This window comes from Streptomyces dysideae, from assembly GCF_001514305.1.
GTDB lineage: Bacteria > Actinomycetota > Actinomycetes > Streptomycetales > Streptomycetaceae > Streptomyces > Streptomyces dysideae.
This window is the reverse complement of sequence record NZ_KQ949091.1, coordinates 69,830-93,631: the sequence shown is the minus strand read 5'-3', so window position 1 is coordinate 93,631 and position 23,802 is coordinate 69,830. Positions and strand designations below refer to the sequence as shown.

Genomic DNA, 23,802 nt, shown 5'->3' with positions numbered 1-23,802 from the left:
AAGCCACCAGGGCCAGGAGCCACAGACTGGCCGCCGAAGCCGCCGGAGGCAGGGGCCGCGGACTGGTTGCCGTACGGGCCGGGCGCGAAGGGGCCCTGACCCGGTGCCGACGCACCCGGGGGCAGATAGCGGAGCCGGCCCTTCTCGTCGTTGACCGGGGTGAAGCCGGCCGCCTGGAGCCGGGTCGCGAACTTGGCGTTGCGCTTGCGGTTGACGACGAAGCCGATGCCGAGGCTCGCCATGAGGACCAGCCACAGGATGCCCGCCGTGACGAAGGCGGCGCCGTCACCGCCCGCCCGCACGGCGACCACCCCACAGCCGAGGGTGCCGCCCAGGGCGCCGTACGCCATGCGCTTCTCGGCGTTCTTGCCGGTGAGGTCGAAGTTGATGCGGGCCTTGAGGAGCTCGAAGGCGTCGGGGACGAGGGGCGGCAGGGAGACCCCGTCGCCGGCGTTCGGGTACTGCGCCCAGTTCTGCGCGGCGCGGGCGCGGGCCTGGGGGCTGGGGTCGGGCAGGAGCAGCATGATCAGGGAGGTGCCCCGGCCGCCGCCCTGGCGGACGTCCGTGTACTCGTAGCCGAACTGCTGGGCGATGAAGGCGAATCGGGCGAGCTTCTTCACGGAGGCCATGGGGCTGGTGAATTCGACGGGCTGCCCGCCCGCCATCGCCCGCAGCAACTTCTGTATCTGCCGCTTGCTCATCAGCACCTGCTCCCCACCCGGGCCACCCCGTTCACTGCCGTGACCGGGGCAGTCTCGCACGCTCCTGTGGGGCAACTCGACTCTTCCGCCGTGCCTGTAGCGAGCCGGCGAGCCAGAACAGCGGCCACGGCGCGGCGAGTGCGGCGACGCAGATCGCCAGTGTGAGACCACCGCCTGACATGACAACTGCCCAGGCGATCCAGAGGATTACAGCGGTCAGGACGGCTGCGACGGACCACAGTGCGGCTCTGGATGCCGACCGGGCCCAACCGGGCCCGGTTCTATGGTGGTTTGGCACATCGTCAAGATACTGTGTTGCCGGGCCGCGCCAACTCTACTGGCTGTTCGGCCACAGCCGCGGTCCTCTCCGCGCCGCCAGATCCTCGATCCAGCCCACTCCGAGGATCGCAAGACCGGTCAGCGGCCAGACCAGGAAGAACATCCAGATCGTGTACGTCGAGTCCAGGGCAGCCGTCGCCCCCTCGCTCCGCAGGAACGGAAGCTCGTACAGCCGGTCGAGGATCCACACCGTGGACATGATCAGCATGTTGTGCCAGAGGTAGATCGTGACCGCGCGGTTGTTGGACAAGGTCACCAACTTGTCCCACTTCGCCAGCCTGCCCGGCAGTTCCCGCCACGACGGGGAGTACTGGAGCAGGATCACCACGAAGCCGAAGGACCAGGTCGCCTGGGCCAGCGGGATGTCGTTCAGGGCCCAGCCCTCCGGCCCCTGATGTCCTGACGCCCACCACAGGCCGAAGGCCATCAGCAGCGTGGAACAGGACACCGACACATAGCGCGGCACCTGGGCGAGCAGCCCCTCGTGATGGGCGAGGCCCAGGACCCAGCAGCCGCCGTAGACCGCGAAGTCCGTGACCGCGTTGCCGGTCTCACCCGGGATCGTCACCAGCCCCGTGCCCACCACGGCCGTCAGCCCCAGCGGAGCGAGCAGCGTCGGCCACGGCGCCCGGCGGAACGCCCACAGCAGCAGCGGCGAGGCGAGCACGAACCACAGGTACGCCCGCAGGTACCACAACGGCCCCGCCGTCTGCACCGCCCAACTGCTCTCCAGCAGCCCCGAGTCGGAGCCGATGCTCCACGGGAAGGGCGGGGCGCCGATCGGGACGACGTAGTTGACCAGCTTGAGCAGTCCCCAGGCACCGCCGTCGTCCGGGTCCTTCGACGGATCCCAGCCGCCCGCGAACAGCAGCGTCAGCACCACCGCGCTGAACGCCCACAACGGCGGCAGCAGCCGGCGCACCCGGCCTCTGATCACGCCCCACGCCGGCCGGCCCAGCGAGCGCGCCATCAGTGAGCCCGCCAGCGCGAACATCACGCCCATGGAAGGGAACAGGACGGTGAGCCAGGCCCAGCCGAACAGGTGGTAGAGGATCACCCGGACCAGGGCGATCGAGCGGAGCAGATCCAGGTACCGGTCGCGGACCGGCTGCTCCGCCGCCACCGGCGCGGGCGCGGTCATCGGAGCCGTCGTCCGCTGTCGCGGCACCCCGGACGACCGCACCCGGGTGTGTTCCGGCGTCATCCCACGGGCCTCCGATCACTGCCGCTGCCGGTGCGCTGACTCGGCACCGAACCGTCGGGCGCCGCTTCGACGACACCCGTGCGCCGCAGTTTCTGCCAGCGCAGCCGGCCCCCGGTGAGGGCCGTGATCCAGGACTGGAGCAGCACGACGTACATGAGCTGGCGGTAGAGGATCTGCTGCAGGGGCAGCGAGACGAGGTGGGTCATGCGTTCGCGGTCGAGGCGGAAGGCGTACGCCGCGCAGACCGCCTGGATGGCGAGGACGCCGAACCAGGCCGCGATGGTCCTGCCGGTCGGTCCGAACACCAGGCCGTAGACGAGGAACACGTCGATCAGCGGGGCCAGGAGAGGGGCCACGACCATGAAGAGCGACACCAGGGGCAGGCCGACGCGGCCGAAGCGGCCGGACGGGCCCCGGTCCACCAGCGCCTTGCGGTGCTTCCAGATCGCCTGCATGGTGCCGTACGACCAGCGGTAGCGCTGCGACCACAACTGCTGGACGGTTTCCGGTGCCTCGGTCCAGGCTCGGGCCTTCTCGGCGTAGACCACGCGCCAGCCGTCGCGGTGGATGGCCATGGTGATGTCGGTGTCCTCGGCGAGGGTGTCGTCGCTCATGCCGCCGACCCGTTCGAGGGCCGAGCGACGGAAGGCGCCGACCGCGCCGGGGATGGTCGGCATACAGCGCAGGACGTCGTACATACGGCGGTCGAGGTTGAAGCCCATCACGTACTCGATGTGCTGCCAGGCGCCGATGAGGGAGTCCCGGTTGCCGACCTTCGCGTTGCCGGCCACGGCGCCCACGCGCGGGTCGCCGAAGGGCTGCACCAGCTCGCGGACGGTGGCCGGTTCGAAGACCGTGTCGCCGTCCATCATCACGATGAGGTCGTGACGGGCGTTCGCCACACCCCGGTTGAGGGCGGCGGGCTTGCCCGCGTTGAGCTGGCGGACGACCCGGACCTCGGGCAGGCCCATGGCCTCCACGATGCGTGCGGTGCCGTCGCTCGAACCGTCGTCGATGACGATGATCTCGATGGGGTGCTCGCCGGCCAGCAGTGAACGGACGGTGTTCTCGATGCACTTGGCCTCGTTGTACGCCGGGACCAGCACCGACACCGGTTCGGTGACCGGCGGCCCCCAGCGGAAGCCCCGGTGGCGGACCCGGCGGGCGTGCCGGGCGGACAGGAGCAGCATCAGGACGAGGCGGCCGATGACCAGGAAGCCGATCACCGCGAGGCCGACGACGAGGACGGCGGTGATGTTGTCCGAGGCCTGGACCAGGAAGACCCACGCCTTGCCCTTCCACAGGCCGACGCCGGTGACCGGGGTGTGGGCACTGGGCGCGTCGAGGGCCTCGGTGAGGTTGGCGAACGCGTAGCCCTTGGCCTGCATGTCCGGGAGGAACGTGGCCAGGGCCTCGACCGTCTGGCTGCGGTCGCCGCCGGAGTCGTGCATCAGGACGATCGCGCCCTCGTCGCCTTTCGGGGTGACCCGGCGGACGATCTCGGCGGCGCCCGGCCTGCGCCAGTCCTCGCTGTCGGTGTCGGTGTCGGTGACGACGGTGATGTAGCCGCGGGCGCCGATGTACTGGGTGACCGGCCAGGAGTTGTTGTCCATGGCGCCCGCGTGGGAGGAGTACGGCGGCCGGAACAGGGAGGTGCGGATGCCGGCCGCGCCGGAGAGCGCGAGCTGGCTCTGCGACAGCTCCCAGTCGATGCGCTTCTTCGTCTGGTGGGAGAGGTCGGGGTGGTTGAAGGTGTGCAGGCCGATCTCGTGGCCGTCCTCGACCATGCGTCTGACCAGGTCGGGGTGGCGCGAGGCCATGGTGCCGGTGACGAAGAAGACCGCGTGCGCGTCGTACTTCTTCAGGACGTCCAGGACCTTGGGGGTCCAGGTCGGGTCCGGGCCGTCGTCGAAGGTGAGGACGAGGCGGCGGTCGGGCAGGCTCAGGCTCTCGGTGCGGCCGCCGCGGGTGTCGATGACCGGGCCGCCGTCGAGGATCTCGTCCGGGACCCGGTCGGCGGCGGCCTCGGGCCGGACGCGGTGGTCGGCGAGGATCTCGCTGTGCACATAGCCGCGCAGCATCAGCATCGCCATCAGGGCGGCGAGGACGAGCGAGGGCAGCAGAAGACGCATGGGCAGGCGGCGACGCCGGGGACCGCCGGGGGCCTTGGCCCGGCGGCGGCGGGTGCGGGATGCCATCAGAGGACGTTCTCCGGGGATGGTGCGGCGTCGGGGCCGGGCTCCTGTGTGACGGGCGCCGTGCCGGCGGGACCGTCGGCGACCGTGTCGTCGGTGCCGGGGTTGTCCGGGGGCACGGAGACGGACGGGTCGGGCGAGGGGTCGGCGCTGACCGAAGGGCTCGGGTCGGGCAAGCCGGTGACCGGCGGGTCGGACGGGCCGGGGTCCGGGGTGCTGCCGGTGCCGGGGTCCACGACCGTCCGCGTCGCGCTCGGCTCGGGGGCGGCGGATGCGCCCGGCTTCCCAGGGCTGGCGGATGCGGCGGATCCGGAGGGGCTCGCGCCCGGTACCGGGGCCGTTCCGGGTCCGGACGTCGGTGTCGTGCCCGGGGCGGCGGCGCCGGGGCCGGTGGGCCGCGCAGCGGACTCCGCGGGCAGCGGCGAGGTCTCGACCTCGGCGGCCGGCTGCTCGTCCTTCTGCCCCGGTACGGGCAGCCAGGGCGCGTTGGAGTTGCCGGACAGCAGCGTGCCGACGATGACCACGGCGTAGACCGCGCAGGCGCCGCCGACGGCGATGCCGATCCTCCGGTACCTGCGGCTGCGGCGGCCCGACTCGTCGACGAACACCGGCCCGTCGGAGCCGTCCGGGCCGCCGCCGGAGCCGCCCTTGGCCGGGTGCGTCGGGTGGTCGAGCTGGACGCCCATGTCGTCCAGCTGGATGGTGACCTCGTGCGGGTCATGGGCGAGACCGGGGTCATGGGGCTCGTCGTCCCAGGGGTCGCGCGGGACGGGTATCGGAGGCGGAGACGGCGGCTCGTCGGTCCCTGATGCGACTTCGGGCCATTCCGGTTCGGGCCATTCCGGTTGGGCGTCTTCCAGCCATTTCTTCACGTGCACGCACATCCCCCACGGGGCAGTTCCCGGGACGCGCACGACTCGAGCACACGTCGCCGAACCGGGCCCCCACCCGGTCCGTGCGCCCCCTTTGTCACTCCGTGCTCAGGCCCCAGAACGTAGCGCACACGAAGGTTCCGTGTGCGCGATGTATCAATTTTACGTTCTTATGAGGACAAGATCGCTGGCCGGAATCCACCCGTCCACAGGCCTCCGCAACCACCCCTCCGCGGCGGACAGCTCGGCCGCAGCCCGTCGAACGGCATCAAATCCGGGGTGCGTCAGACCCTTGCGCCACACCAGGCTCACGGGTGACAGCGGCACCGGATCGACGAGCGGCCGCAGCACCGCCCGGGGCATGGCCGGAAAGTCCACCACCGCGAGGATGGGGTTCCGCATCTTGGCCATGATCCGCTGGAACTCCTCGTCACCGACGGCCAGCGGCACCGGCGCGGCGACCTCGATCCCGCGCCCCTCGAACAGCTGCCGCGCGAGGTCGGTCCACTCCGGCGTACGGGGGTTCCCGGCACCGGCGTAGACGGTCTCCCCGGCGAGCGCGGCCAACGGCACGCGTTCCAGCGCCGCCAGCGGGTGGTCGTCGGGCAGCACGACCGCCATCGGCTCCAGCCGCACGGGCTGGTGGTCGAGCTGCGCCCGCAGCGCCGGGTCGAGTCCGGCGTACCGCCCGAAGGAGGCGTCCAGCCGGCCCGCGACCATCTCGCCGGCGGCGCCGGTCAGACCACTCTCGTAGCGGGCCATCAGCTCGTGGTCCGGGGCGAGTTCCCGGGCCCGGTGCAGAACACGGCGGGCGGTGACCTGGTCCGGGAAGTTCAGGTCCACCAGCAGCGGCCGGGCCTGCCCGAAGGCGGCGAGCAGGTCGTCCTGCGCCTGGAGCGCCCGGCGGGCGTACCGCACGAGCCGCTCGCCGTCGGCGGTCAGCGTGACCTGCCGGGTGGTCCGCAGGAACAGCTCGGCGCCCAACTCCCGCTCCAGCCGCCGCACATCACGGCTGAGCGCCTGCTGGGCGACGTACAGCCGGGCGGCGGCACGGGTGAAGTGCAGCTCCTCGGCGACGGCGAGGAAGCCACGCAGAAGGCGCGGGTCGACGTGTGCGGGCGCGGACATCCGGCGAACTTACAACACAGGTGCGTGAATCGGTACGGAGTAGGTGTTGGACCTCTTGATCGGGTGCGGGCGACGGTAGGTGCATGCCTCGACCGCCCCGACCGCTGTTCACCGTCACCGGCGACACCCTCGTCGCCGTCGACTTCGGCCCCCGTACCCGACAGCGCGACCCCGGCCCGTACCGCCGCCTCCTCGCCCTGCCCGGCGCCCGCGCGTTCACCGTCGGCAACCTGATGGCCCGCCTCCCCATGGGCATGTTCAGTGTGAGCGCGGTGATGATGATCGCCGGCACGCGGGGTTCGTACGCCCTCGCAGGCGCCGTCACCGCGACCGGCTTGGCGGCGACCGCGCTGGTCGCCCCCTGGACGGCACGCCTCGTCGACCGCCACGGCCAGGCCAGGATCGCCCTGCCGGCCACGCTCCTCGCGGCGCTGGGCTCGCTCGCCCTGCTGCTCTGCGTACGCTTCGACGCCCCCGCCTGGACCCTGTTCGCCGCGTACGCCGCCACCGCGACCACCCCCGACACGGGCGGCATGTCCCGCGCCCGCTGGGCCCATCTGCTCCAGGGCGACGCGAAGGCCCTGCACACCGCGAACTCCTTCGAACAGGCGGCGGACGAGCTGTGTTTCATGCTCGGGCCGGTGCTGGCGGCGTTCCTGTGCGGGGTGTTCTTCCCTGAGGCGGGGACGCTGGTGGGGGTGGTGCTGCTGGTGGTGGGGATGGGCTTGTTCACGGCACAGCGTTCGACTGAGCCGCCGGTGGCAGGGAAGCGGACAGCACCCGCACGGGCGCCCTTGCGCGCCCCCGGGATGCCCCCGCTCCTGCTGGTCTGCCTCGCGATGGGTGCCGCGTTCGGTGCGACGGAGGTAGTCACGATCGCGTTCGCGGACGAGCGGGGCCACCGTACGGCGGCGGGTGCGGTGCTCGCCCTACAGGCGGCGGGGTCCTGTGCGGCGGGTCTGCTGTACGGGTCGCTGAAGCCTGCCGGATCCGCCGAGGACCGCTACCCGTGGTGCATAGCGGCGATGACGGCCTTGCTGACCCTGCCCCTGCTGGCTGCGTCGGTCACCGGCTCGCTCCTGCTCCTGTCGGGCGCGCTGCTGGTCGCGGGGATGGCCACGGCGCCCACGATGATCACCAACAGGACGCTGGTCCAGGAGCGCACGCCCGAGGGCCGACTCAACGAGGGCATGACCCTGGCGGTGACGGGCCTGCTCGGCGGGATCGCCTGCGGGAGCGCGGTGGGCGGCTGGGTGGCGGAGCACGTGTCGGCGACGGCGGGATTCGGGGTGCCGGTGACGGCGTCGGCGGTGGCGCTGCTGATCTCGCTGGGGCACAAACCGGACTGAGGCACGTACACGGCACGCGGTCGGCGTACCGCACGCTCAGGCGGCGTACCCCTCGAATCGGAACTCAGGGGTGGTACGCGGGTCAATCCGCGCGCTTGACTCCAGGGCGGCGGCCAGCTGTCGCGGGTAGCCGGAAAAGGGTCGTTGCGACGTCCTCGGCTCGGTTGGGCGGGCAGGCGATCGCCGTGCTGACGTGGACGAGCTGCTTGCTCTCCTGCCACTCTTGCCAGCGCTGTTCCGCCCTCTTCTGGTCCACGATCGCGTTGCGGGTGCTGTGCTCGATGCAGGCGACATCCAGACGGTCGGCGAGATCGGTGAGCGCCTGGGCGAACTCCTGGGGAGTAGCGGTGTCGTGATCGCCCTTGGCCCGGACTTCCTCGGTGCTGACCAGTGGTCGGTGTTCGTGTCGGCCGCCAAGGGCGACGCCTTCGCCGCCTGAGGCCGACGCAACGACTACGGCGAAGCCCCGCCGTCGGCCTGGCGGGGCTTCGCCGTAGTCAGGCACGCGCACGGGCAGGGGTCAGCTACAGGTCCTGGTGTTGTAGGAGGCCCACCGGATGATGCCGTCGGCCCCCGCGAACCCCCAGTTGCCGGCAGAGCTGCTGCGCACCATGAAACTCGTGTTCTTGCCGGCGTAGCCGCCGTACCAGAACCCGTCGGGGCTGCGTCCGGGGTTGCTGTTGTTGAGCCTTTGGCCTGCCTTGGTCCAAGTGTTCCTGCCGGCCGAGCCGTCGGCGACCAGCCCGCGGTCCCGCTGCCACCGGACCGTGGCGGCATGGGTCTGATCGCCGAATATGCCGTCGATGTCAGAGGCGGACATGTAGCCGTCCGCCCAGAGTACGGTCTGCCACAGGCAGGCGACGTTGGAGTTCCGGTGGGTGCTGACGTTGACGACGCCCTCGTTGTTCCAGTCGCCGTCCGTCATGCTGCCCGAGCCGTTGACGTAGGCGCCGCCGTGGTAGGTGCCGCTGGCAGCTGCGGGGGTGGTGAGGGCTGCGCTGATGCCGAGAGCGAGGGCCGCGGCGGTAAGGGGAGCGGCGGCTCGGCGGAGGCCGCGGGTGCGGGACGATGACATGGTTCTCCAGTGAGTGCTGTGCATCATAAAACTTGCAGGTCAGGTGGGTTGGTGTGCGCGTATGTCAGCGTCCCGCGAGGGGACACGGTCGGAGATGGCACAAGGGGCGGTACGCAGCACGCACCGTGGCCCGGGTCATGAGCGGAAAAGTGAAAGTGAGGTCATGCGCGCCCGCCAGGGCCGGTGTCAGCCCCGTACGACGGACACAGTAGCCCGGCCCGGTCGCTGAGTGTGCCGGTCGTTTGCCCCACAAGGAACGGCCGCCGCACACACCGGAATACGGGCAAGGCGGCGGTCGAGACCGCCTCTGGTTTACAGGGTCTTCGAAGTTAAGCGGTGCGCGAGAAGCGCTGGCGCGGAGCGGTGACTCGCGAGGATGTGACACCCGGCGCTGAAGTGTCACATCCTCGCTGGCGAAGGCCACAGAGGCAGGCACCGGCAAAGAGCCGCACCGCCTAACTTCGAAGACCCGGTTTACAGCCGCGACCTTGTTGAGCTCGACTGCCGCTACCGCTGGGACCACGAGAAGCCGCCCTACGGGTCCGTCAGTTCCGTGGCTCGCAGCGAAGGCGCGGGTCATCGCGGAGTGCAGAGGGCTGGGGTGTTGGTTCGACAACTTTTCGACGGCCTCGCGCAGCTTCTCCACGATCTGCTCGTACCGCTGGACGCTGACGTTGCCGATCTTCTCCGTACTGGGCACCGTGCCCACCCCCTGCCAGGCCGGAGCACGGCCCCGCCGTGAATGGGGAACCCCGGCCCGCCCGGTAGCGGCAGAATTGCCACACCAATGGGTTCTCAGCCCATGATCAGCCGGCTCACGACGAGCAGCTTCCGACACCCGGCCTGGTGGAATGAGCAGTTGTGACAAACCGCGTGCTCACTGGTGACAACCAGGCTGCTTCGCCCGCTCTCATTCACCAGCTCAACTGGATATGCCGGTGACAACTACTGAGCGTCGTCTCAGGACACCGCCCAGCGCACCGCGCTGGTGAGCTATCCAAGAAGCTGCTCACCCGGGCCAGGCAGACCGTGGAGCGGTGCTGGCTGGGAGAGGTCTCCGTCGTGGTGCTCCAGCAGGCTCTGCGTGACGCCGAGGCCGCCTACCGCAACTTCTTCGCCTCCCTCAAGGGGACCCGAAAGGGTATGCGGGTGGGTGCGCCCCGGTTCAAGTCCCGCAAGGACAACCGGCAGTCGATCCGGTTCACGGCCAATGCCCGCTGGTCGATCACTGGTGGCGGGCGGCTGAACCTGCCGAAGATCGGTGCGGTGAAGGTGAAGTGGTCCCGTACCCTGCCCACTGCCCCCCTCCTCCGCCACCGTGATCAAAGATGCGGCCGGACGATACTTCGCGTCCTTCGTCATCGACACGGACCCGGCCGCTGACGCCACCGCGATGCCCGGCAGCGACCAGACGGTCGGCATCGACCTGGGCCTGACGCACTTCGCGGCCCTCTCGGACGGCCGCGTGATCGACTCCCCGCGGTTTTTGCGCCGCGCGGAGAAGAAGCTGAAGAAGGCCCAGCGGGACCTGTCCCGCAAGCAGAAGAGGTCGAAGAACCGGGAGAACGCCCGCCTGAAGGCCGCCCGTGCCCACGCACAGGTGGCCGATGCGCGCCGCGAGTTCCACCACCAGCTCTCCACGAAGCTGATTCGCGAGAACCAAGCGATCGGTGTGGAGGACCTGGCGGTCAGGGGACTGGCGCGCACCAGGCTGGCCAAGAGCGTGCATGACGCGGACTGGGCACAGTTCGTGGCCATGCTGGAGTACAAGGCGGCCAGGTACGGCGCACCCTGGTGAAGATCGGCAGGTTCGAGCGTCGACCGGGTACGCATGTTCGCCCACAGCTACGGGTCTTCCGACGAGGCGTACATCGAGTCACTCGCCGGTATGACGGCCGGCGGAGGACGCAACTGGTGGGACGCGTACCGCGACACGTTGCCGTCCGGCCTGCTCGATCTGGCGGAGCTGGAGCACCACGCCACCACGATCCGGACCGCCCTGATCGCCCACATCCCTGGGTTGTTCCAGACCGTGGACTACGCGCGGCTGATCTTCCGGCAGTCCATCCCCAAGCTGTCGCCACCCGAGATCGAGTACCGCGTCTCCCATAGGATCAAGCGCCAGGGCATCCTCTACCGGGACAACCCCACCTTGTACACAGCGATCATCCACGAGGCGCCGCTCCGGATGCGTTTCGGCAGCTCCAACGTGACTCGTGAGCAGCTGGAGCACATCGTCGAGATGAGCGAGCGAGACAACGTGACCGTCCTCGTCATCCCGTACGAGGCAGGCATCTTCCCAGGCGCGGGACAGACGGTTCTGTACGCCGAAGGGCCAGTGCCGCAGCTGGACACCGTCCAGCTCGACGCCGGGCCGTTACCGTGCGACGCCCTGGCCTGCACTCCCTCATACGGGCCGTACAACACCACGCCATCGCACCCGCACTCCTGGAGAAGCCGACGTCCTCCGAGGCATAGCGGCCACGAACCGCACTTTCCCGTTCTCGAAACTCGTGCCCCTTGCCCCAGCGGCGCCCGCCCCGGAACGATCAGACGGGACCATAGACGGCCACGGGAAGGGGAACTCTCGTGAAGGTGACCATGCTGGCTACAAGCGTGCGACAAGAAGGACTGCCCGACGATCTACCAAACGGACCGGGGAACGATCCTCGTGCAGGGCGAGACACCGACAGACCACGGACTGAGCATCCCCGCACACGAGACCCTCGTCGAGATCCCCTTGGACCTGATCCGGAAGGCGTTCGGTGACCAGTTCGGCGCCCAGGTCCTTCGGTGACCTCTTCGACACCTTTCAGCGCGAGGCATTCAGGCTGGAGACCCTGGACGACTACAGCCACTCAGGCAGTACGGACGCGTACCAGGCCTTCCTCGACGGCCAAGAGCGGCCGGCCGACTACAACGCCGACTGGCTCGAAGAGGTGCGTACGCACATCGAGGCCGGACGCCGCATGTATCGCGTGCACGTCCTCACGTGTCCTCTCTCGCCGTATCTGCGGTCGAGCTGGGCTGGGGGTACGTTACGAACACGACGGCCGGTGAGGAGTTCTTCGTCCTGGACGTGACCGACCGGTCCAACCCACTGCCCCGGGTGTCGGCGACTTCTGGCTCTTCGACTCGACCACGGCCGCGCCCATGCACTACAGCCCTGACGGCAGGTTCCTCGGGGCCGACGTACTGCCCGACGATCAGGCTTCCGAGTTCGTCACCTGCCGGGACATGGCTCTCGCGCACGCCGTGCCGTTCGAAGACTGGTGGGCCAAGCACTCAGAGTGAACCGATCGGGACTGCTGCAGGGTTGGGTGCAGCACTGCGGGTCCTGCGAGAGGCGTCCGGGAAGGAAGCCAAGGCGGTGGCCCGCGGTGCTGTCATGTCTGCCAGCAAGCTCAGCAAGATCGAAACCGGAAAGCTCGGTCCCAGCGCGGACGACGTCGACCGCATACTGACCGCCATCGGCGTCTCGGACGGCGTCAAGGCCGAGTACATGGACGCCGCCCGCGCTGCCGCCACAGAGGCCACAGCCTGGCGTCTGATCCAGCGGGCGGGACTCCACAAAGCACAGCGGCAGCTGCAGGCCCTCGAAGCCCGCATGAGCCTCATGAGGCTCTTCCAGCCCGCCCTCGTGCCGGGCCTTCTGCAGACCCCTGAGTACATGAGGGCGGTGCTGTCCCGGCATGAGGACCTGAGTGAGGAGACGGTCAGGCGCACGATCAGCGCGAGGATCGAGCGGCAAGGAGTCCTGTACGACACAGGCAAGACGCTCAGGTTCGTGATCACTGAGCCCGTGCTGCGATGGCTGATCGTGCCGCCGCTCGTCATGGCAGGGCAGTTGGACCGACTCGTCTCCATTTCGCGCCTGCCCAACATAGACGTGCGGGTCGTGCCTCGTGGCCGTGTGTGGAAGCGTGCCGTCCCGCACGAGGAGTACAGGCCGGTTTGATCCAGCACCTCTTCCCTCCAGCCAATTCCGACGCTTCCCATTGACGCCTCCTCCGCCCCCACATACCTTCCCAGTCGAAGCGCTTCGACGTTAAGTGTCGAAACGGTTCGATGAACACTGCGTGATGCCCCGGGAACCATCCGACTCCGACTCCCCTGGAGGCAAAGGATGTCGACGACACGAAGGCGTGTGGCGGCCACGGTGGCGATCCTCACCGGGTCGCTGCTGCTGGCCTCCTGCGGTGACTCGGACAACGGCTCCTCCGGCGACGGCAAGACCCTGCGGCTGTGGCACTACGAGGCCCCCAACAGTGCGATGGGCCAGGCCTGGAGCGAGGCGGTCAAGGAGTTCGAGGCGACGCATCCGGGCGTCACGGTGAAGTACGAGGAGAAGAGCTTCGAGCAGATCCAGAAGACCGCCCAGATGGTCCTCAACTCCTCGGACGCACCCGACCTCATGGAGTACAACAAGGGCAACGCGACGGCGGGCCTGCTCTCCACGCAGGGCCTGCTCACCGACCTGACCGGCGAGGCGACGAAGCGCGGCTGGGACAAGGCGCTCAGCGCGGGTGTCCGTACCACCAGCATGTACGACGCCAAGGGAGTGATGGGCTCCGGCAAGTGGTACGGCGTGCCCAACTACGCCGAGTACACGATGGTCTTCTACAACAAGGATCTCTTCGCGAAGTACAACATCGCCGAGCCCACGTCCTTCGACGAACTCACCGCCGCCATGGACAAGTTCACCGACGCGGGCGTCACCCCGCTCGCCAACGCCGGCAACGAGTACATCGCCCATCAGTACCTCTACCAGCTCGCCCTGTCGAAGGCGGACCGCGCCTGGGTCGACGCCTACGAGCTGTACAAGGGCAAGGTCGACTTCCACGACGCCGCCTGGACGTACGCCGCCGAGACCTTCGCCGGCTGGGTCGACAAGGGCTACGTCAGCAAGTCCTCCACCAGCGCCAAGGCCGAGCAGGCGGGCGTCTCCTTCATCCAGGGCAAGGCCCCGGTCCTGTTCTCCGGCAGCTGGTGGTACGGCCGCTTCCAGGACGAGGCCGAGTTCGACTGGTCCACCTTCCTGTGGCCCGGCTCGAACCTCACCCTCGGCTCCGGCGGCAACCTCTGGGTCGTCCCCAAGAACGCCGGGAACAAGGACCTCGCCTACGACTTCATCGACATCACCATGTCGAAGAAGATCCAGAACCTGCTGGGCAACAAGGGCGGCGTCCCGGTCTCGGCCGACGCCTCCGCCATCACCGACCCCCAGTCCAAGACCCTCATCGACAACTTCAACACCCTCTCCCGGCGCGACGGCCTCGCCTTCTACCCCGACTGGCCGGTGGCCGGCTTCTACGACGTCCTGGTCTCCGAGACGCAGAAGCTGATGACGGGCAGCGCCACACCGGATGCCTACCTGGACGCCCTGCAGGCCGCGTACGACAAGGGCGTAGCCGACCGATGACGGTCACCGTCGAACAGGACGGCGGGCGACGGGTGACCGGCAGGCACCACCCGGCCACCCGCTCACCCCGCCGCCCGCGCGACTCCTACGCCCTGTTCCTGCTCCCCGGCGTCCTCGCCTTCCTCGCGATCGTCGTCGTCCCGTTCCTGATGAACACGGGCGTGAGCTTCACCGACTGGCGGGGCGTGGGCAGCCCGGAGTGGACCGGCCTCGCCAACTACCGTGACCTGCTGGACGATTCCGAGTTCTGGGCGTCCTTCCGGCACAGCCTCTTCATGGTCGTCGCGATGGCTGCCGTACCGACGGTCGTCGGACTCGTCCTGGCCGCCGCCCTGTTCGACTACATCGGCCGGCACTACGGCTCCAGGGTCGTCGCCGTCCTCCGCGCCTGCTTGTACCTCCCCCAGGTACTGCCCATCGCGGTGGCCGGCATCGTCTGGAGCTGGATCCTCGCCCCCGACAACGGGTCCCTCAACGAACTCCTGAAGGCGATCGGCCTGGGCTCCTGGCAGCAGGACTGGCTCGGCGACCCCGACCTCGCGCTGTACAGCGTCATGGGCGTCATGGTCTGGGTCCAGATCGGTTTCCCACTGGTCGTCTTCATGGCCGGGCTGCAACGCGTCGACCCCCAGCTCCACGAGGCGGCCGAGCTGGACGGCGCCGGCTGGTGGCGCCGCTTCTGGCACATCACGCTGCCACAGATCCGCCCGGAGACGTATGTGGTCCTGGTCTGGTGCACGATCGCCGCGCTCAAGGTGTTCGGCGCGGTGTACGTCCTGACGAAGGGCGGCCCCGGCGGCGCGACCAACGTCCCGTCCTACTTCTCCTTCACCACGTTCTTCGAGAAGACGCAGGTCGGCTACGGCGCCGCGATCTCGACCGTGCTGACCGTGATCATCCTCGTGCTCGCGCTGATCGGCCTGAAGTTCCAGACCCGCGCCGAGGACGCCGAGGAAGGGGGTCGCACATGACGACCGCCATACGCCGCTCCCCCGTGCTCGTGGCGATGTGCATAGCCGCCCTGTTCATGGTGATCCCGTTCCTGATCGTCGCCGTCAACGCGGTCAAGTCCCCCACGGAGTACTCCCGGAACGGGCCCCTCAGCCTCCCCGAGGGCCTCTACCTGGACGGCCTGAAGGACTTCTGGGAGCGGGTCGACTACGGCCAGAAGCTGATCAACTCCCTCCTGATCAGCGGCGCGGTGGCCGTCCTGGCGGCGGTCCTGTCGATCCTCAACGCGTACGCGATCGGCATCGGCCGCATCAAGGGGCGCACCTGGGTGCTCGCCTTCTTCGTCCTCGCGAACATGCTGCCGCAAGAAGCCCTGGTCTACCCGATCTACTACCTGAGCAAGGAGGTCGGCCTCTACGACACCCGACTGAGCGTGATCATCGTGTTCACGGTGATCCAGGCGGCGTTCGGCACGTATCTCCTCTCCTCCGTGCTCGGCCAGTTCCCCCGGGAGATCATCGAGGCGGCCCGGATCGACGGCGCCGACAAATGGCAGGTCCTGTGGCGGATCGTCGTCCCGGTCAGCCGCCCGACCATCGGCGTGCTCCTGGTCTTCTTCTTCATCTGGACCTGGAACGAGTTCCTGCTCCCCCTGGTCATGCTGATCTCCAACGACAACCAGACCGTGTCGGTGGCCCTCGGCGTCCTCCAGGGCCAGCGCCTGATGGACGCCACCATGACCAACGCGGCCGCCCTGCTCGGCGTGCTGCCCGCCATCGTCTTCTTCCTCGTGTTCCAGCGGACTCTCACCCGCGGCATCGCCGTGGGAGCAGTGAAGTAAGGACCCCCCACCTATGAAGTTCTCCGACGGTTACTGGCTGCTGCGCGAGGGCGTCACCGCGGCCCACCCGGCCGAGGTGCTCGACGTCGTCGAGCAGGACGGCGCCCTGGAGATCCACGCGCCGTCCCGCCCCATCCGCAGCCGCGGCGACCTGATGACGGGACCGGTCATGACCATCAACGCCCACACGCCGATGCCCGACGTCATCGGCCTGACCCTGACCCACTTCGCGGGCGAGCAACCCCGCGGACCCGAGTTCGAGCTCACCGGGGCGGAGGCCACGCCCCAGATCTCCTACGACGACGAGCACGCGACCCTGACCTCCGGCGCGCTGTCGGTCAGGGTCGCCCGTACCGGGTCCTGGCACGTCGACTTCCTCGCCGGCGGCCGCTCGCTGACCAGCAGCGGCCCCAAGAACATGGGCATCATGCGGGACGCCACCGGGGCGCACTATCTGCGCGAGCAACTGGTGCTCGGGGTGGGCACCAGTGTCTACGGCCTCGGCGAGCGCTTCGGCCCGCTGGTCAAGAACGGCCAGGTCGTCGACATCTGGAACGCCGACGGCGGCACGGCCACCGAGCAGGCCTACAAGAACGTCCCGTTCTACCTCACCGACGCGGGCTACGGCGTCTTCGTCGACCACCCGGGCAAGGTCTCCTTCGAGGTCGCCTCGGAGACGGTCTCGCGGGTCCAGTTCAGCGCGGAGACCCAGGAGCTGACGTACTACGTCATCTACGGCCCGACGCCGAAGGACATCCTCCGCAAGTACACGGCCCTCACCGGCCGCCCGGCCCTGCCGCCGCCGTGGTCGTTCGGCCTGTGGCTGTCGACGTCGTTCACGACGTCGTACGACGAGGAGACGGTCACGTCCTTCGTGGACGGCATGCGGGACCGCGAACTCCCGCTCTCCGTCTTCCACTTCGACTGCTTCTGGATGCGCGAGTTCAACTGGTGCGACTTCCAGTGGGACCCGCGGGTGTTCCCGGACCCGGAGGGCATGCTGACCCGGCTGAAGGCCAAGGGCCTGCGGGTGTGCGTGTGGATCAACCCGTACATCGCCCAGCGGTCTCCCCTGTTCGCGGAGGGCAAGGCCCTCGGCCACCTGCTGCGACGCCCGGACGGCAGCATCTGGCAGTGGGACATGTGGCAGCCGGGCATGGCACTGGTCGACTTCACATCGCCGGCGGCCCGCGACTGGTACGCGTCCAAGCTGGAGGCACTGCTCTCCCAGGGCGTCGACTGCTTCAAGACCGACTTCGGCGAGCGGGTGCCGGTCGACGTGGAGTGGTCCGACGGCTCCGACCCGGAGCGGATGCACAACTACTACACGTACCTCTACAACCGCACCGTCTTCGACGTACTGCGCAAGCACCGCGGCGAGGAGGAGGCGGTCCTCTTCGCGCGCTCGGCGACGGCCGGGAGCCAGCAGTTCCCGGTGCACTGGGGCGGCGACTGCGAGGCGACGTACGAGTCGATGGCCGAGTCACTGCGCGGCGGGCTCTCCCTCGGCCTGTCCGGCTTCGGCTACTGGAGCCATGACATCGGCGGCTTCGAGGGCACACCGACACCCGCACTGTTCAAACGCTGGCTGGTCTTCGGCCTGCTGTCGTCCCACAGCCGCCTGCACGGCAGTTCGTCCTACCGCGTCCCGTGGCTGTTCGACGAGGAATCGGTGGACGTGCTGCGGCGGTTCACGCGCCTCAAGCTCCGCCTGATGCCCTACCTCTACGAGGCCGCCCGCACCGCCCACGCCGAGGGCCCGCCGATGATGCGGGCGATGGTGCTGGAGTTCCCGGACGATCCCGGGTGCGCGCATCTGGAGCGGCAGTACATGCTCGGGTCCGATCTGCTGGTGGCGCCGGTGTTCTCCGACGAGGGCGAGGTGTCGTACTACGTCCCCGAGGGCACCTGGACCCACTACCTCGGCGGGCAGACGGTCACCGGGCCGCGCTGGGTGCGCGAGAAGCACGACTTCCTGAGCGTGCCGCTCCTCGTCCGGCCCGGCGCGGTGATCCCGGTGGGCGCGGTGGCCGACCGGCCCGACTACGACCACGCCGACGGGGTCACGCTGCGGGCGTACGGCCTGGGGCGGGGCGCCCAGGTGACGGTGCGGGTCGGGGACGTGGCCTTCACCGTCGTACGCGAAGGGGACACGCTGCGGGCGTCGTGCAGCGACCCGTCGGCTCCGTGGGGCCTGGCGGCCGGTGAGCGCGAGGTGCGTGCGAAGGCCGGGACCGGATTCCTGACGGTGGAGCTGGGCTGATGGTGAAGATCACTGACGTGGCACGGCACGCCGGGGTCTCCCCCAGCACGGTCTCGTACGCCCTCAGCGGCAAACGCCCGATCTCCGAGGAGACCCGGCAGCGCGTCGAGGAGTCCATCCGCCGGCTCGGCTACCGCCCGCACGCCGGCGCCCGCGCCCTGGCCAGCAGCAGATCGAACGTGCTGGCGCTGGTCGTGCCGTTAAGGGCCGGGATCCATGTGCCGGTGGTGATGCAGTTCGCGGTATCGGTGGTGACCACAGCCCGGCGCTACGACCATGACGTGCTGCTCCTCACCCAGGAGGAGGGCGAGGAGGGCCTGCGCCGCGTCGCGGACACGGCATTGGTGGACGCGCTGATCGTGATGGACGTCCAACTGCACGACCCCCGGCTGCCGTTGCTCCGCGCCCTGGAACGCCCGTCGGTGATGATCGGCTTCCCTGCCTCCTCCGACGGCCTGACCTGCATCGACCTCGACTTCAAGGCGGCCGGCGAGGCATGCGTGGAGCATCTGGCGCGACTCGGGCACCGGGTGGTCGCGCTGGTGGGGTCGCCGCCCGAGGTGTACGTCCGCCAGACCGCGTTCGCCCAGCGCGTGGTCCAGGGCTTCACGGCCGCCGCCGATCGGAACGGCCTCGCCTCCGCCGTCCACCCGTGCGAGGCCTCGCCCGCGGCCGCCCGCGCGGTCGCCGAGCAACTGCTCCGCGAACAGCCCGCGTTGACGGGGGTCGTCGTCCACAACGAGGCCATCCTCGAACCGCTCGTCGACGCCTTTGAACAGCTGGGTCTGCGCGTCCCCGGAGACCTCTCCGTCACCGCCATCTGCCCCGACGAACTCGCCGAGTCCCTCCGCGTGCCCGTCACGTCGATCGCGTTGCCGTCGGCCGAGGTGGGGACGCGGGCGGTGGAACTGCTGATGAAGAAACTGGGCGGCAGCACGGCTGTACCGGAGGCGACGCTGCTGCCGCCGAGGATGACGGAGCGGGCGAGTGCGGCGCGGCGCGCGATTGCGTGAACGGTGGCCGCTCTGGGTGCGATGCGGGGATGCGGTGTGCTGTACTGGGACGCGCAGAGGGCCCCCGCGCGGGTACTGGGTAATTCCAGGCGGAGGCTCTGACTCAGTAGGAAAGTACCGGATGCCCCCAGCTTGTGTGGGGACATCCAAAGAGGGCCCCCGCCCGGACCGGGGCGGAGGCCCAAGCTCAGCAAGAGCGTGTCGGATGTCCCCACCTAGTGAGGGGACATCCGGCTACTTGCTGAGCCACCAGAGCAGCCACCTCCTCACGTGCCTCGCAGCCCGCTCCGGCAGGAGCCGGATCAGCCGGATGACGAGAGTCGGCCTGTGCTCACGGTGACAGCCCATCTGAGGGCGTCCTCCCTTCGACGTGAGGCGGCCATCACCAGGCCCCGGGACCGCTCTCGTCGGGCCGGGCCCCGACGAGGTGGGGCCCGGAGAGAAGGGAGGACGCACCCATCGGGCACGTCACGGCGTCAGACTACCGGCTCCAACACCCTTGGTGTGCAGCAATGCACACACAGTGACCGGCGCGGCCCGGTTCAGCAGCGGGCGGGCTTGCGCCATGTGCACTCGAGGTCGGCGTTCGTCTCGACGCGACGCACGGACGCCGAACTCGCCGCCTCGGCACTCGACTTCGCGAGCGTCACCACGATCGCGTCCTCCAGCGCCTTCACCGAGGTCAGGTAGTTGTTGAGGACGATGCTGAAGACGAGTTCGCGTCCCCCGGCATCCATGACGTACCCGGAGAGGCCCGAGGCGCCCGTCAACGACCCTGTCTTCGCCCGGGCGTTGAGCGCGGCGGGCGTCCCGCACATCCGCGAGCGCAGGGTGCCGCCGACGAACCGGTCGGTGTTGCAGGCGACCGGCAGTGAGCGCTCCCAGTCGGTGTACCAGGGCTCGGAGCGCACCGCGAGGAGCAGCTTGGCGAGCTGCGCCGCGGGGAAGTTGTCCATCCGCGAGAGGCCGGACCCGTCGACCTGGCGCAGTTTGTCGGTCTCGACGCCGACGCCCTTCAGGTACCCGCTGATCGCGGCCAGCCCGGCGCTCCAGGTGCCCTGCTGCGAGACCTCGTAGCCGATGGCCTTGGTGAGGACCTCGGCGTGCATGTTGTTGGAGAGCTTCATGAAGGGGATCTGCAGGTTCGTCAGCGTCATGGACTGGTGCGAGGCCAACTCCCGTGCGGTGCTGGGGGTTTCCCGCCCGAGGCGGGTCGGTCCGGTGACCTTGACGCCGTGTGCGGCGAGGGCGTCGCGGAAGACGGCGGCGGCGTACCCGGTGGGCTCCCACACGGAGACCCACCTCTTGGCGGCGGCCCCGCCCACAGGTGTCGTGCCGCTGACGACGATGTCGTTGGTGCCGTGTTCGCGTACGGCGCCGATGGCGTTGGCGCCGCCCGCGGCGACCGTGGTGGCCTGGACGTCGATGTCGACGTAGTCGGTGTCGGGTGTGACGGTGACGGTCGGCCTGTCGCCGGCCCGCGCGCCCGGCGTGACCGTCACGGACACCGAGCCGGTGTCGTAGTCGGTATCGGGTGCCACGTTCAGGGCGCTGATCTGCGCCGCGTAGTAGGCGGACTCGTCGTCGTAGGCCCAGTCCCGGCCGAGCCGCTGATCGTCGAAGCGGGTGTCGTCGGCGATGAGCCGCCCGTCGACACGGGTGACGCCGGAGGCAGCGACCTGGGCGGCGAGCTTGTCGTAGTCCTCGGCGAGGAGGGTCGGGTCCCCGCCGCCGCGCAGATACAGGTCGCCGCGCAGCACGGGACCGTACCGTCGCCCGCTCGCCAGCACGTCGGTGGTGAACCGGTACTCGGGCCCGAGGATCTCCATCGCGGCGGCCGAGGTGGCCAGCTTGGTGTTGGAGGCGGGCATCAGCCGGGTGGTGGGCTGGTGCTGGTAGAGCAGCTCGCCGCTCTCGGCGTCGGCGACCACGACGCTCGCGATCCCGCCCTCCATCCGCGCGTCGCCCAGGATGGTGTCGATGGCCTCGGGCAGGCCGCTGCGGTCGGAGTCGGCGCCGGCGGGTGCGCCGGGTCCCAGGACGGCGGCGGCGAGCACCAGGGCGACTGGCCATGTCCATGTTCGCTTACGGATGATGATCCCCCTCATCAGTTCATCAGTGTTCTGCTCATGACAGGCAAGCAGATCCAGCATCCCGGATCCGGCACACATGAGGAAAGCCCCGCCGCTCGGAAGCGACGGGGCTCTGCCCACATGGGATGAGTGGAGATGGCGGGAATCGAACCCGCGTCCAACGGTGCGGAATCAGGGCTTCTCCGTGTGCAGTCCGCTTCGATTTTCTCGGCCCCGGAGATCACGCGAACAAGTCTCCGACGGGCTCAGTCACTGTTTGGTTTCCCTCTTCACCCCGTGACCGGGATCAAGGTTTAGTCCCCTAGCTGATGCCAGGATCCGGGTCGGGAACAGCCCCGGGCTGACACTTCGCAAGTCGCTACTTAGGCAGCGAGGGCGAAGGAATCGCGCTTGGTGTTGGCGATTATTGTTTTCGGCCTGTGGTTTACGAGATCATGGCCGCTTCCTCGACACGCTTCCCCTGCTTCGACATCCGCTGTCGAAACCGATCATCCCCATGTTGTTTTTTCAATCCCCTCCGGAGAGGGGGCAAGCACCCGCTGTGAGGTGCAGTGCCATCGTACGTGACCAACGCACGCCGATGCCACCGTATTCCCGGGCGTCAGGCCCGCTGCTTCCGGCGCACCGCCGAGATCGCCCGCTCCGTCTCGCGCCGGTCCTGCTTCTCCCGGAGCGTCTGGCGCTTGTCGTACTCCTTCTTGCCTCGCGCGAGCGCGATCTCGACCTTGGCCCGGCCGTCCTTGAAGTACAGGGCGAGGGGCACGATCGTGTGACCCGTCTCCTGCGACTTGGCCTCCAGCTTGTCGATCTCCACGCGGTGCAGCAGCAGCTTGCGCTTGCGGCGGGCGCTGTGGTTGGTCCAGGTGCCCTGGCTGTACTCCGGCACGTGCACGTTGTGCAGCCATGCCTCGTTCCCGTCGAGCTGCACGAAGCCGTCGGCGAGGGAGGCCCGGCCCTGGCGCAGCGACTTCACCTCGGTGCCGGTGAGGACCAGTCCGGCCTCGTAGGTGTCGAGGATGTGGTAGTCGTGCCGCGCCTTCTTGTTCTGCGCGATCAGCTTGCGCCCTTTTTCCTTAGCCATAGTGCCGTCCATTTTCGCACTACGAAGGGGGTGCGCGGGAAGCGGTTTATCAGGGGTGTGTGCTACTGGCCCAGTCCGCTGAGGACCGTCTCGGCCTGCTCCAGGACCTGCTGGTCGACCTCGAGGTCGGGGGTGAGTCCCGTCCCGTCGACGCCCCGCCCGGAGGGGGTGCGGTAGTGGCCGACGGTCAGTTCGGCGACGGAGCCGTCGGGGAGGCGGCTCGGCATCTGGACCGAGCCCTTGCCGAAGGTGCGGGAGCCCACGACGACCGCGCGGCCGCGGTCCTGCAGGGCGCCGGTGAGCAGCTCGGCCGCGCTCATCGTGCCGCCGTCGACGAGCGCGACCAGGGGTCTGGTGGTGTCGCCGCCGAGGTCGGCGTGCAGGGCCTGCTGCTCGCCGTCGACGTCGTAGGTGGCGACGAGGCCGCCGTCGAGGAAGGCGGAGGCGGCGGTGACGGCCTCGGTGACCAGGCCGCCGGAGTTGCCGCGCAGGTCGAGGATGACGCCGGCGCCGGCGGGGGCCTGCCGTACGGCGGTGCGGACGATGTCGCCGGAGCCCTTGGTGAAGGAGCCGATCCTGATGACGGTGATGCCGCCGGCGAGTTTTCGGACGGTGACCGAGTCCGTGGACAGCCGGGCGCGGCGTACGGTCTCGGTCCACGCGCGTGTGCCGCGCTCCAGGCCGAGCCTGACCGGCGTACCGGCGGGCGCGTCGGTGGCGTCGCCGCGCAGTAACGAGACGACCTCGGTGACGGGACGCCCGTCGACCTTCGCGCCGTCGACGCTGCGCAGCCGGTCGCCCTGGCGGATCCCGGCGGCGGCCGCGGGCGACCCGGCGCGCACCTTGGTCACCTCGATACGGCCGTCCCGCTCGCGCCGCGCCCACAGGCCGACGCCGGTGTAACGGCCGTCGAGGGCCTCTTCGAACTCCTCGTACTCGCCCTGGGAGTAGACCGCTCCCCAGCGGTCCCCGCTGCGGCTGACGGCGCGCTCGGCGGCCTCCATCGGGGACTGGCCGTCGGCCATGGCCGCGGCGGCCGCCGCGGCGACCTCCTCGTACCGGCCGGCGGGGGCGGGCGACGAACGGGCCGTTCCGGGCGCGGACCGCCGGTCGGGTCCGGGCAGTGAGCCGGTCGCGGCACCGGCGACGAGCACGCTCGCGAACACCAATGTCAGGGCGGCCCCGCGGCCGAAACGGCGGGGCTGGCAGAACAGGTCACGACCTGACATGCCGGTGAGTCTAGGACAACGCAAAGGGCCGTACGGCCTGTTGCCC

General features: G+C 69.4%; 18 protein-coding genes, 1 other RNA gene and 3 pseudogenes. 12 read left to right on the top strand and 10 right to left on the bottom strand.

All coding sequences use genetic code 11. From position 1 onward, the window contains the following. The 5 genes from AQJ91_RS25210 to AQJ91_RS25190 all read right to left on the bottom strand — a co-directional run. Positions 1–701: hypothetical protein (locus AQJ91_RS25210; RefSeq protein WP_234382912.1), on the bottom strand; the 701-nt coding region annotated here is incomplete at its 3' end. 334 nt (positions 702–1,035) lie between these two features. Beyond that, complete coding sequence (locus AQJ91_RS25205) at positions 1,036–2,244, bottom strand: acyltransferase family protein (protein ID WP_067026000.1); 1,209 nt, start codon at positions 2,242–2,244, stop codon at positions 1,036–1,038. Continuing rightward, positions 2,241–4,442 (bottom strand): bifunctional polysaccharide deacetylase/glycosyltransferase family 2 protein, encoded by a 2,202-nt coding sequence (locus AQJ91_RS25200; RefSeq protein ID WP_067025998.1) that lies wholly within the window; start codon positions 4,440–4,442, stop codon positions 2,241–2,243. Before AQJ91_RS25200 ends, AQJ91_RS25205 begins: the two co-directional genes overlap by 4 nt. Next, positions 4,442–5,311 carry a hypothetical protein gene (locus tag AQJ91_RS25195; protein WP_234382909.1) on the bottom strand — a complete coding sequence of 290 codons (870 nt, stop codon included), beginning with the start codon at positions 5,309–5,311 and terminating at the stop codon, positions 4,442–4,444. Before AQJ91_RS25195 ends, AQJ91_RS25200 begins: the two co-directional genes overlap by 1 nt. Positions 5,312–5,473: 162 nt before the next feature. Beyond that, complete coding sequence (locus AQJ91_RS25190) at positions 5,474–6,439, bottom strand: LysR family transcriptional regulator (protein WP_067025996.1); 966 nt, start codon at positions 6,437–6,439, stop codon at positions 5,474–5,476. A gap of 83 nt (positions 6,440–6,522) precedes the next feature. On the opposite strand from AQJ91_RS25190, the gene AQJ91_RS25185 reads away from it, so the two are divergent. Continuing rightward, the gene (locus tag AQJ91_RS25185; RefSeq protein WP_067025994.1) at positions 6,523–7,788 is read left to right on the top strand and encodes an MFS transporter; all 1,266 of its coding nucleotides are present in this window, start codon (positions 6,523–6,525) and stop codon (positions 7,786–7,788) included. Positions 7,789–7,981: 193 nt separating this feature from the next. Beyond that, entirely contained in the window at positions 7,982–8,227 is a 246-nt protein-coding gene (locus AQJ91_RS53770) for a hypothetical protein (protein ID WP_159054647.1), read from the top strand. Between the two features lie 81 nt (positions 8,228–8,308). On the opposite strand, the gene AQJ91_RS25180 is transcribed toward AQJ91_RS53770, so the two are convergent. Beyond that, complete coding sequence (locus tag AQJ91_RS25180; protein WP_067025992.1) at positions 8,309–8,863, bottom strand: peptidoglycan-binding domain-containing protein; 555 nt, start codon at positions 8,861–8,863, stop codon at positions 8,309–8,311. A 984-nt stretch (positions 8,864–9,847) separates the two neighbouring features. On the opposite strand from AQJ91_RS25180, the pseudogene AQJ91_RS49955 reads away from it, so the two are divergent. The 10 genes and pseudogenes from AQJ91_RS49955 to AQJ91_RS25130 form a co-directional block, all read left to right on the top strand. Further along, a pseudogene (locus AQJ91_RS49955) lies at positions 9,848–10,678 on the top strand (RNA-guided endonuclease InsQ/TnpB family protein); the annotation flags it as partial. Positions 10,679–10,694: 16 nt separating this feature from the next. Beyond that, positions 10,695–11,456 carry a DUF5753 domain-containing protein gene (locus AQJ91_RS53765; protein WP_159054646.1) on the top strand — a complete coding sequence of 254 codons (762 nt, stop codon included), beginning with the start codon at positions 10,695–10,697 and terminating at the stop codon, positions 11,454–11,456. After that, positions 11,453–11,660: pseudogene (locus AQJ91_RS55970) on the top strand (hypothetical protein). The gene AQJ91_RS53765 and the pseudogene AQJ91_RS55970 overlap by 4 nt, the downstream one beginning before the upstream one ends. Further along, a pseudogene (locus tag AQJ91_RS25160) lies at positions 11,629–12,157 on the top strand (DUF6879 family protein). Before AQJ91_RS55970 ends, AQJ91_RS25160 begins: the two co-directional pseudogenes overlap by 32 nt. 34 nt (positions 12,158–12,191) lie before the next feature. After that, on the top strand, positions 12,192–12,821 hold the full coding sequence (locus AQJ91_RS25155) for a helix-turn-helix domain-containing protein (protein ID WP_079085187.1): 630 nt from the start codon (positions 12,192–12,194) through the stop codon (positions 12,819–12,821). Positions 12,822–12,989: 168 nt separating this feature from the next. Then, the gene (locus AQJ91_RS25150; RefSeq protein WP_067025986.1) at positions 12,990–14,285 is read left to right on the top strand and encodes an ABC transporter substrate-binding protein; all 1,296 of its coding nucleotides are present in this window, start codon (positions 12,990–12,992) and stop codon (positions 14,283–14,285) included. After that, entirely contained in the window at positions 14,282–15,256 is a 975-nt protein-coding gene (locus AQJ91_RS25145; protein WP_067025984.1) for a carbohydrate ABC transporter permease, read from the top strand. Before AQJ91_RS25150 ends, AQJ91_RS25145 begins: the two co-directional genes overlap by 4 nt. Next, positions 15,253–16,077, top strand: a complete 825-nt coding sequence (locus AQJ91_RS25140) for a carbohydrate ABC transporter permease (RefSeq protein ID WP_067025982.1) — start codon at positions 15,253–15,255, stop codon at positions 16,075–16,077. The genes AQJ91_RS25145 and AQJ91_RS25140 overlap by 4 nt, the downstream gene beginning before the upstream one ends. Positions 16,078–16,090: 13 nt before the next feature. Beyond that, a complete protein-coding gene (yicI, locus tag AQJ91_RS25135) occupies positions 16,091–18,340 on the top strand; it encodes an alpha-xylosidase (RefSeq protein WP_067025980.1) in 2,250 nt (749 codons plus the stop codon). Then, positions 18,340–19,353 (top strand): LacI family DNA-binding transcriptional regulator, encoded by a 1,014-nt coding sequence (locus AQJ91_RS25130; RefSeq protein WP_199848019.1) that lies wholly within the window; start codon positions 18,340–18,342, stop codon positions 19,351–19,353. Before yicI ends, AQJ91_RS25130 begins: the two co-directional genes overlap by 1 nt. A gap of 542 nt (positions 19,354–19,895) precedes the next feature. On the opposite strand, the gene dacB is transcribed toward AQJ91_RS25130, so the two are convergent. The 4 genes from dacB to AQJ91_RS25110 form a co-directional block, all read right to left on the bottom strand. Then, positions 19,896–21,461, bottom strand: a complete 1,566-nt coding sequence (gene dacB, locus AQJ91_RS25125) for a D-alanyl-D-alanine carboxypeptidase/D-alanyl-D-alanine endopeptidase (protein WP_067026186.1) — start codon at positions 21,459–21,461, stop codon at positions 19,896–19,898. A gap of 112 nt (positions 21,462–21,573) precedes the next feature. Then, positions 21,574–21,942, bottom strand: a transfer-messenger RNA (tmRNA) gene (gene ssrA / locus AQJ91_RS25120). A 105-nt stretch (positions 21,943–22,047) separates the two neighbouring features. Further along, complete coding sequence (smpB, locus tag AQJ91_RS25115; protein ID WP_067025974.1) at positions 22,048–22,527, bottom strand: SsrA-binding protein SmpB; 480 nt, start codon at positions 22,525–22,527, stop codon at positions 22,048–22,050. Between the two features lie 62 nt (positions 22,528–22,589). Continuing rightward, entirely contained in the window at positions 22,590–23,756 is a 1,167-nt protein-coding gene (locus AQJ91_RS25110) for a S41 family peptidase (RefSeq protein ID WP_079085172.1), read from the bottom strand. Between the last annotated feature and the right edge of the window lie 46 nt (positions 23,757–23,802).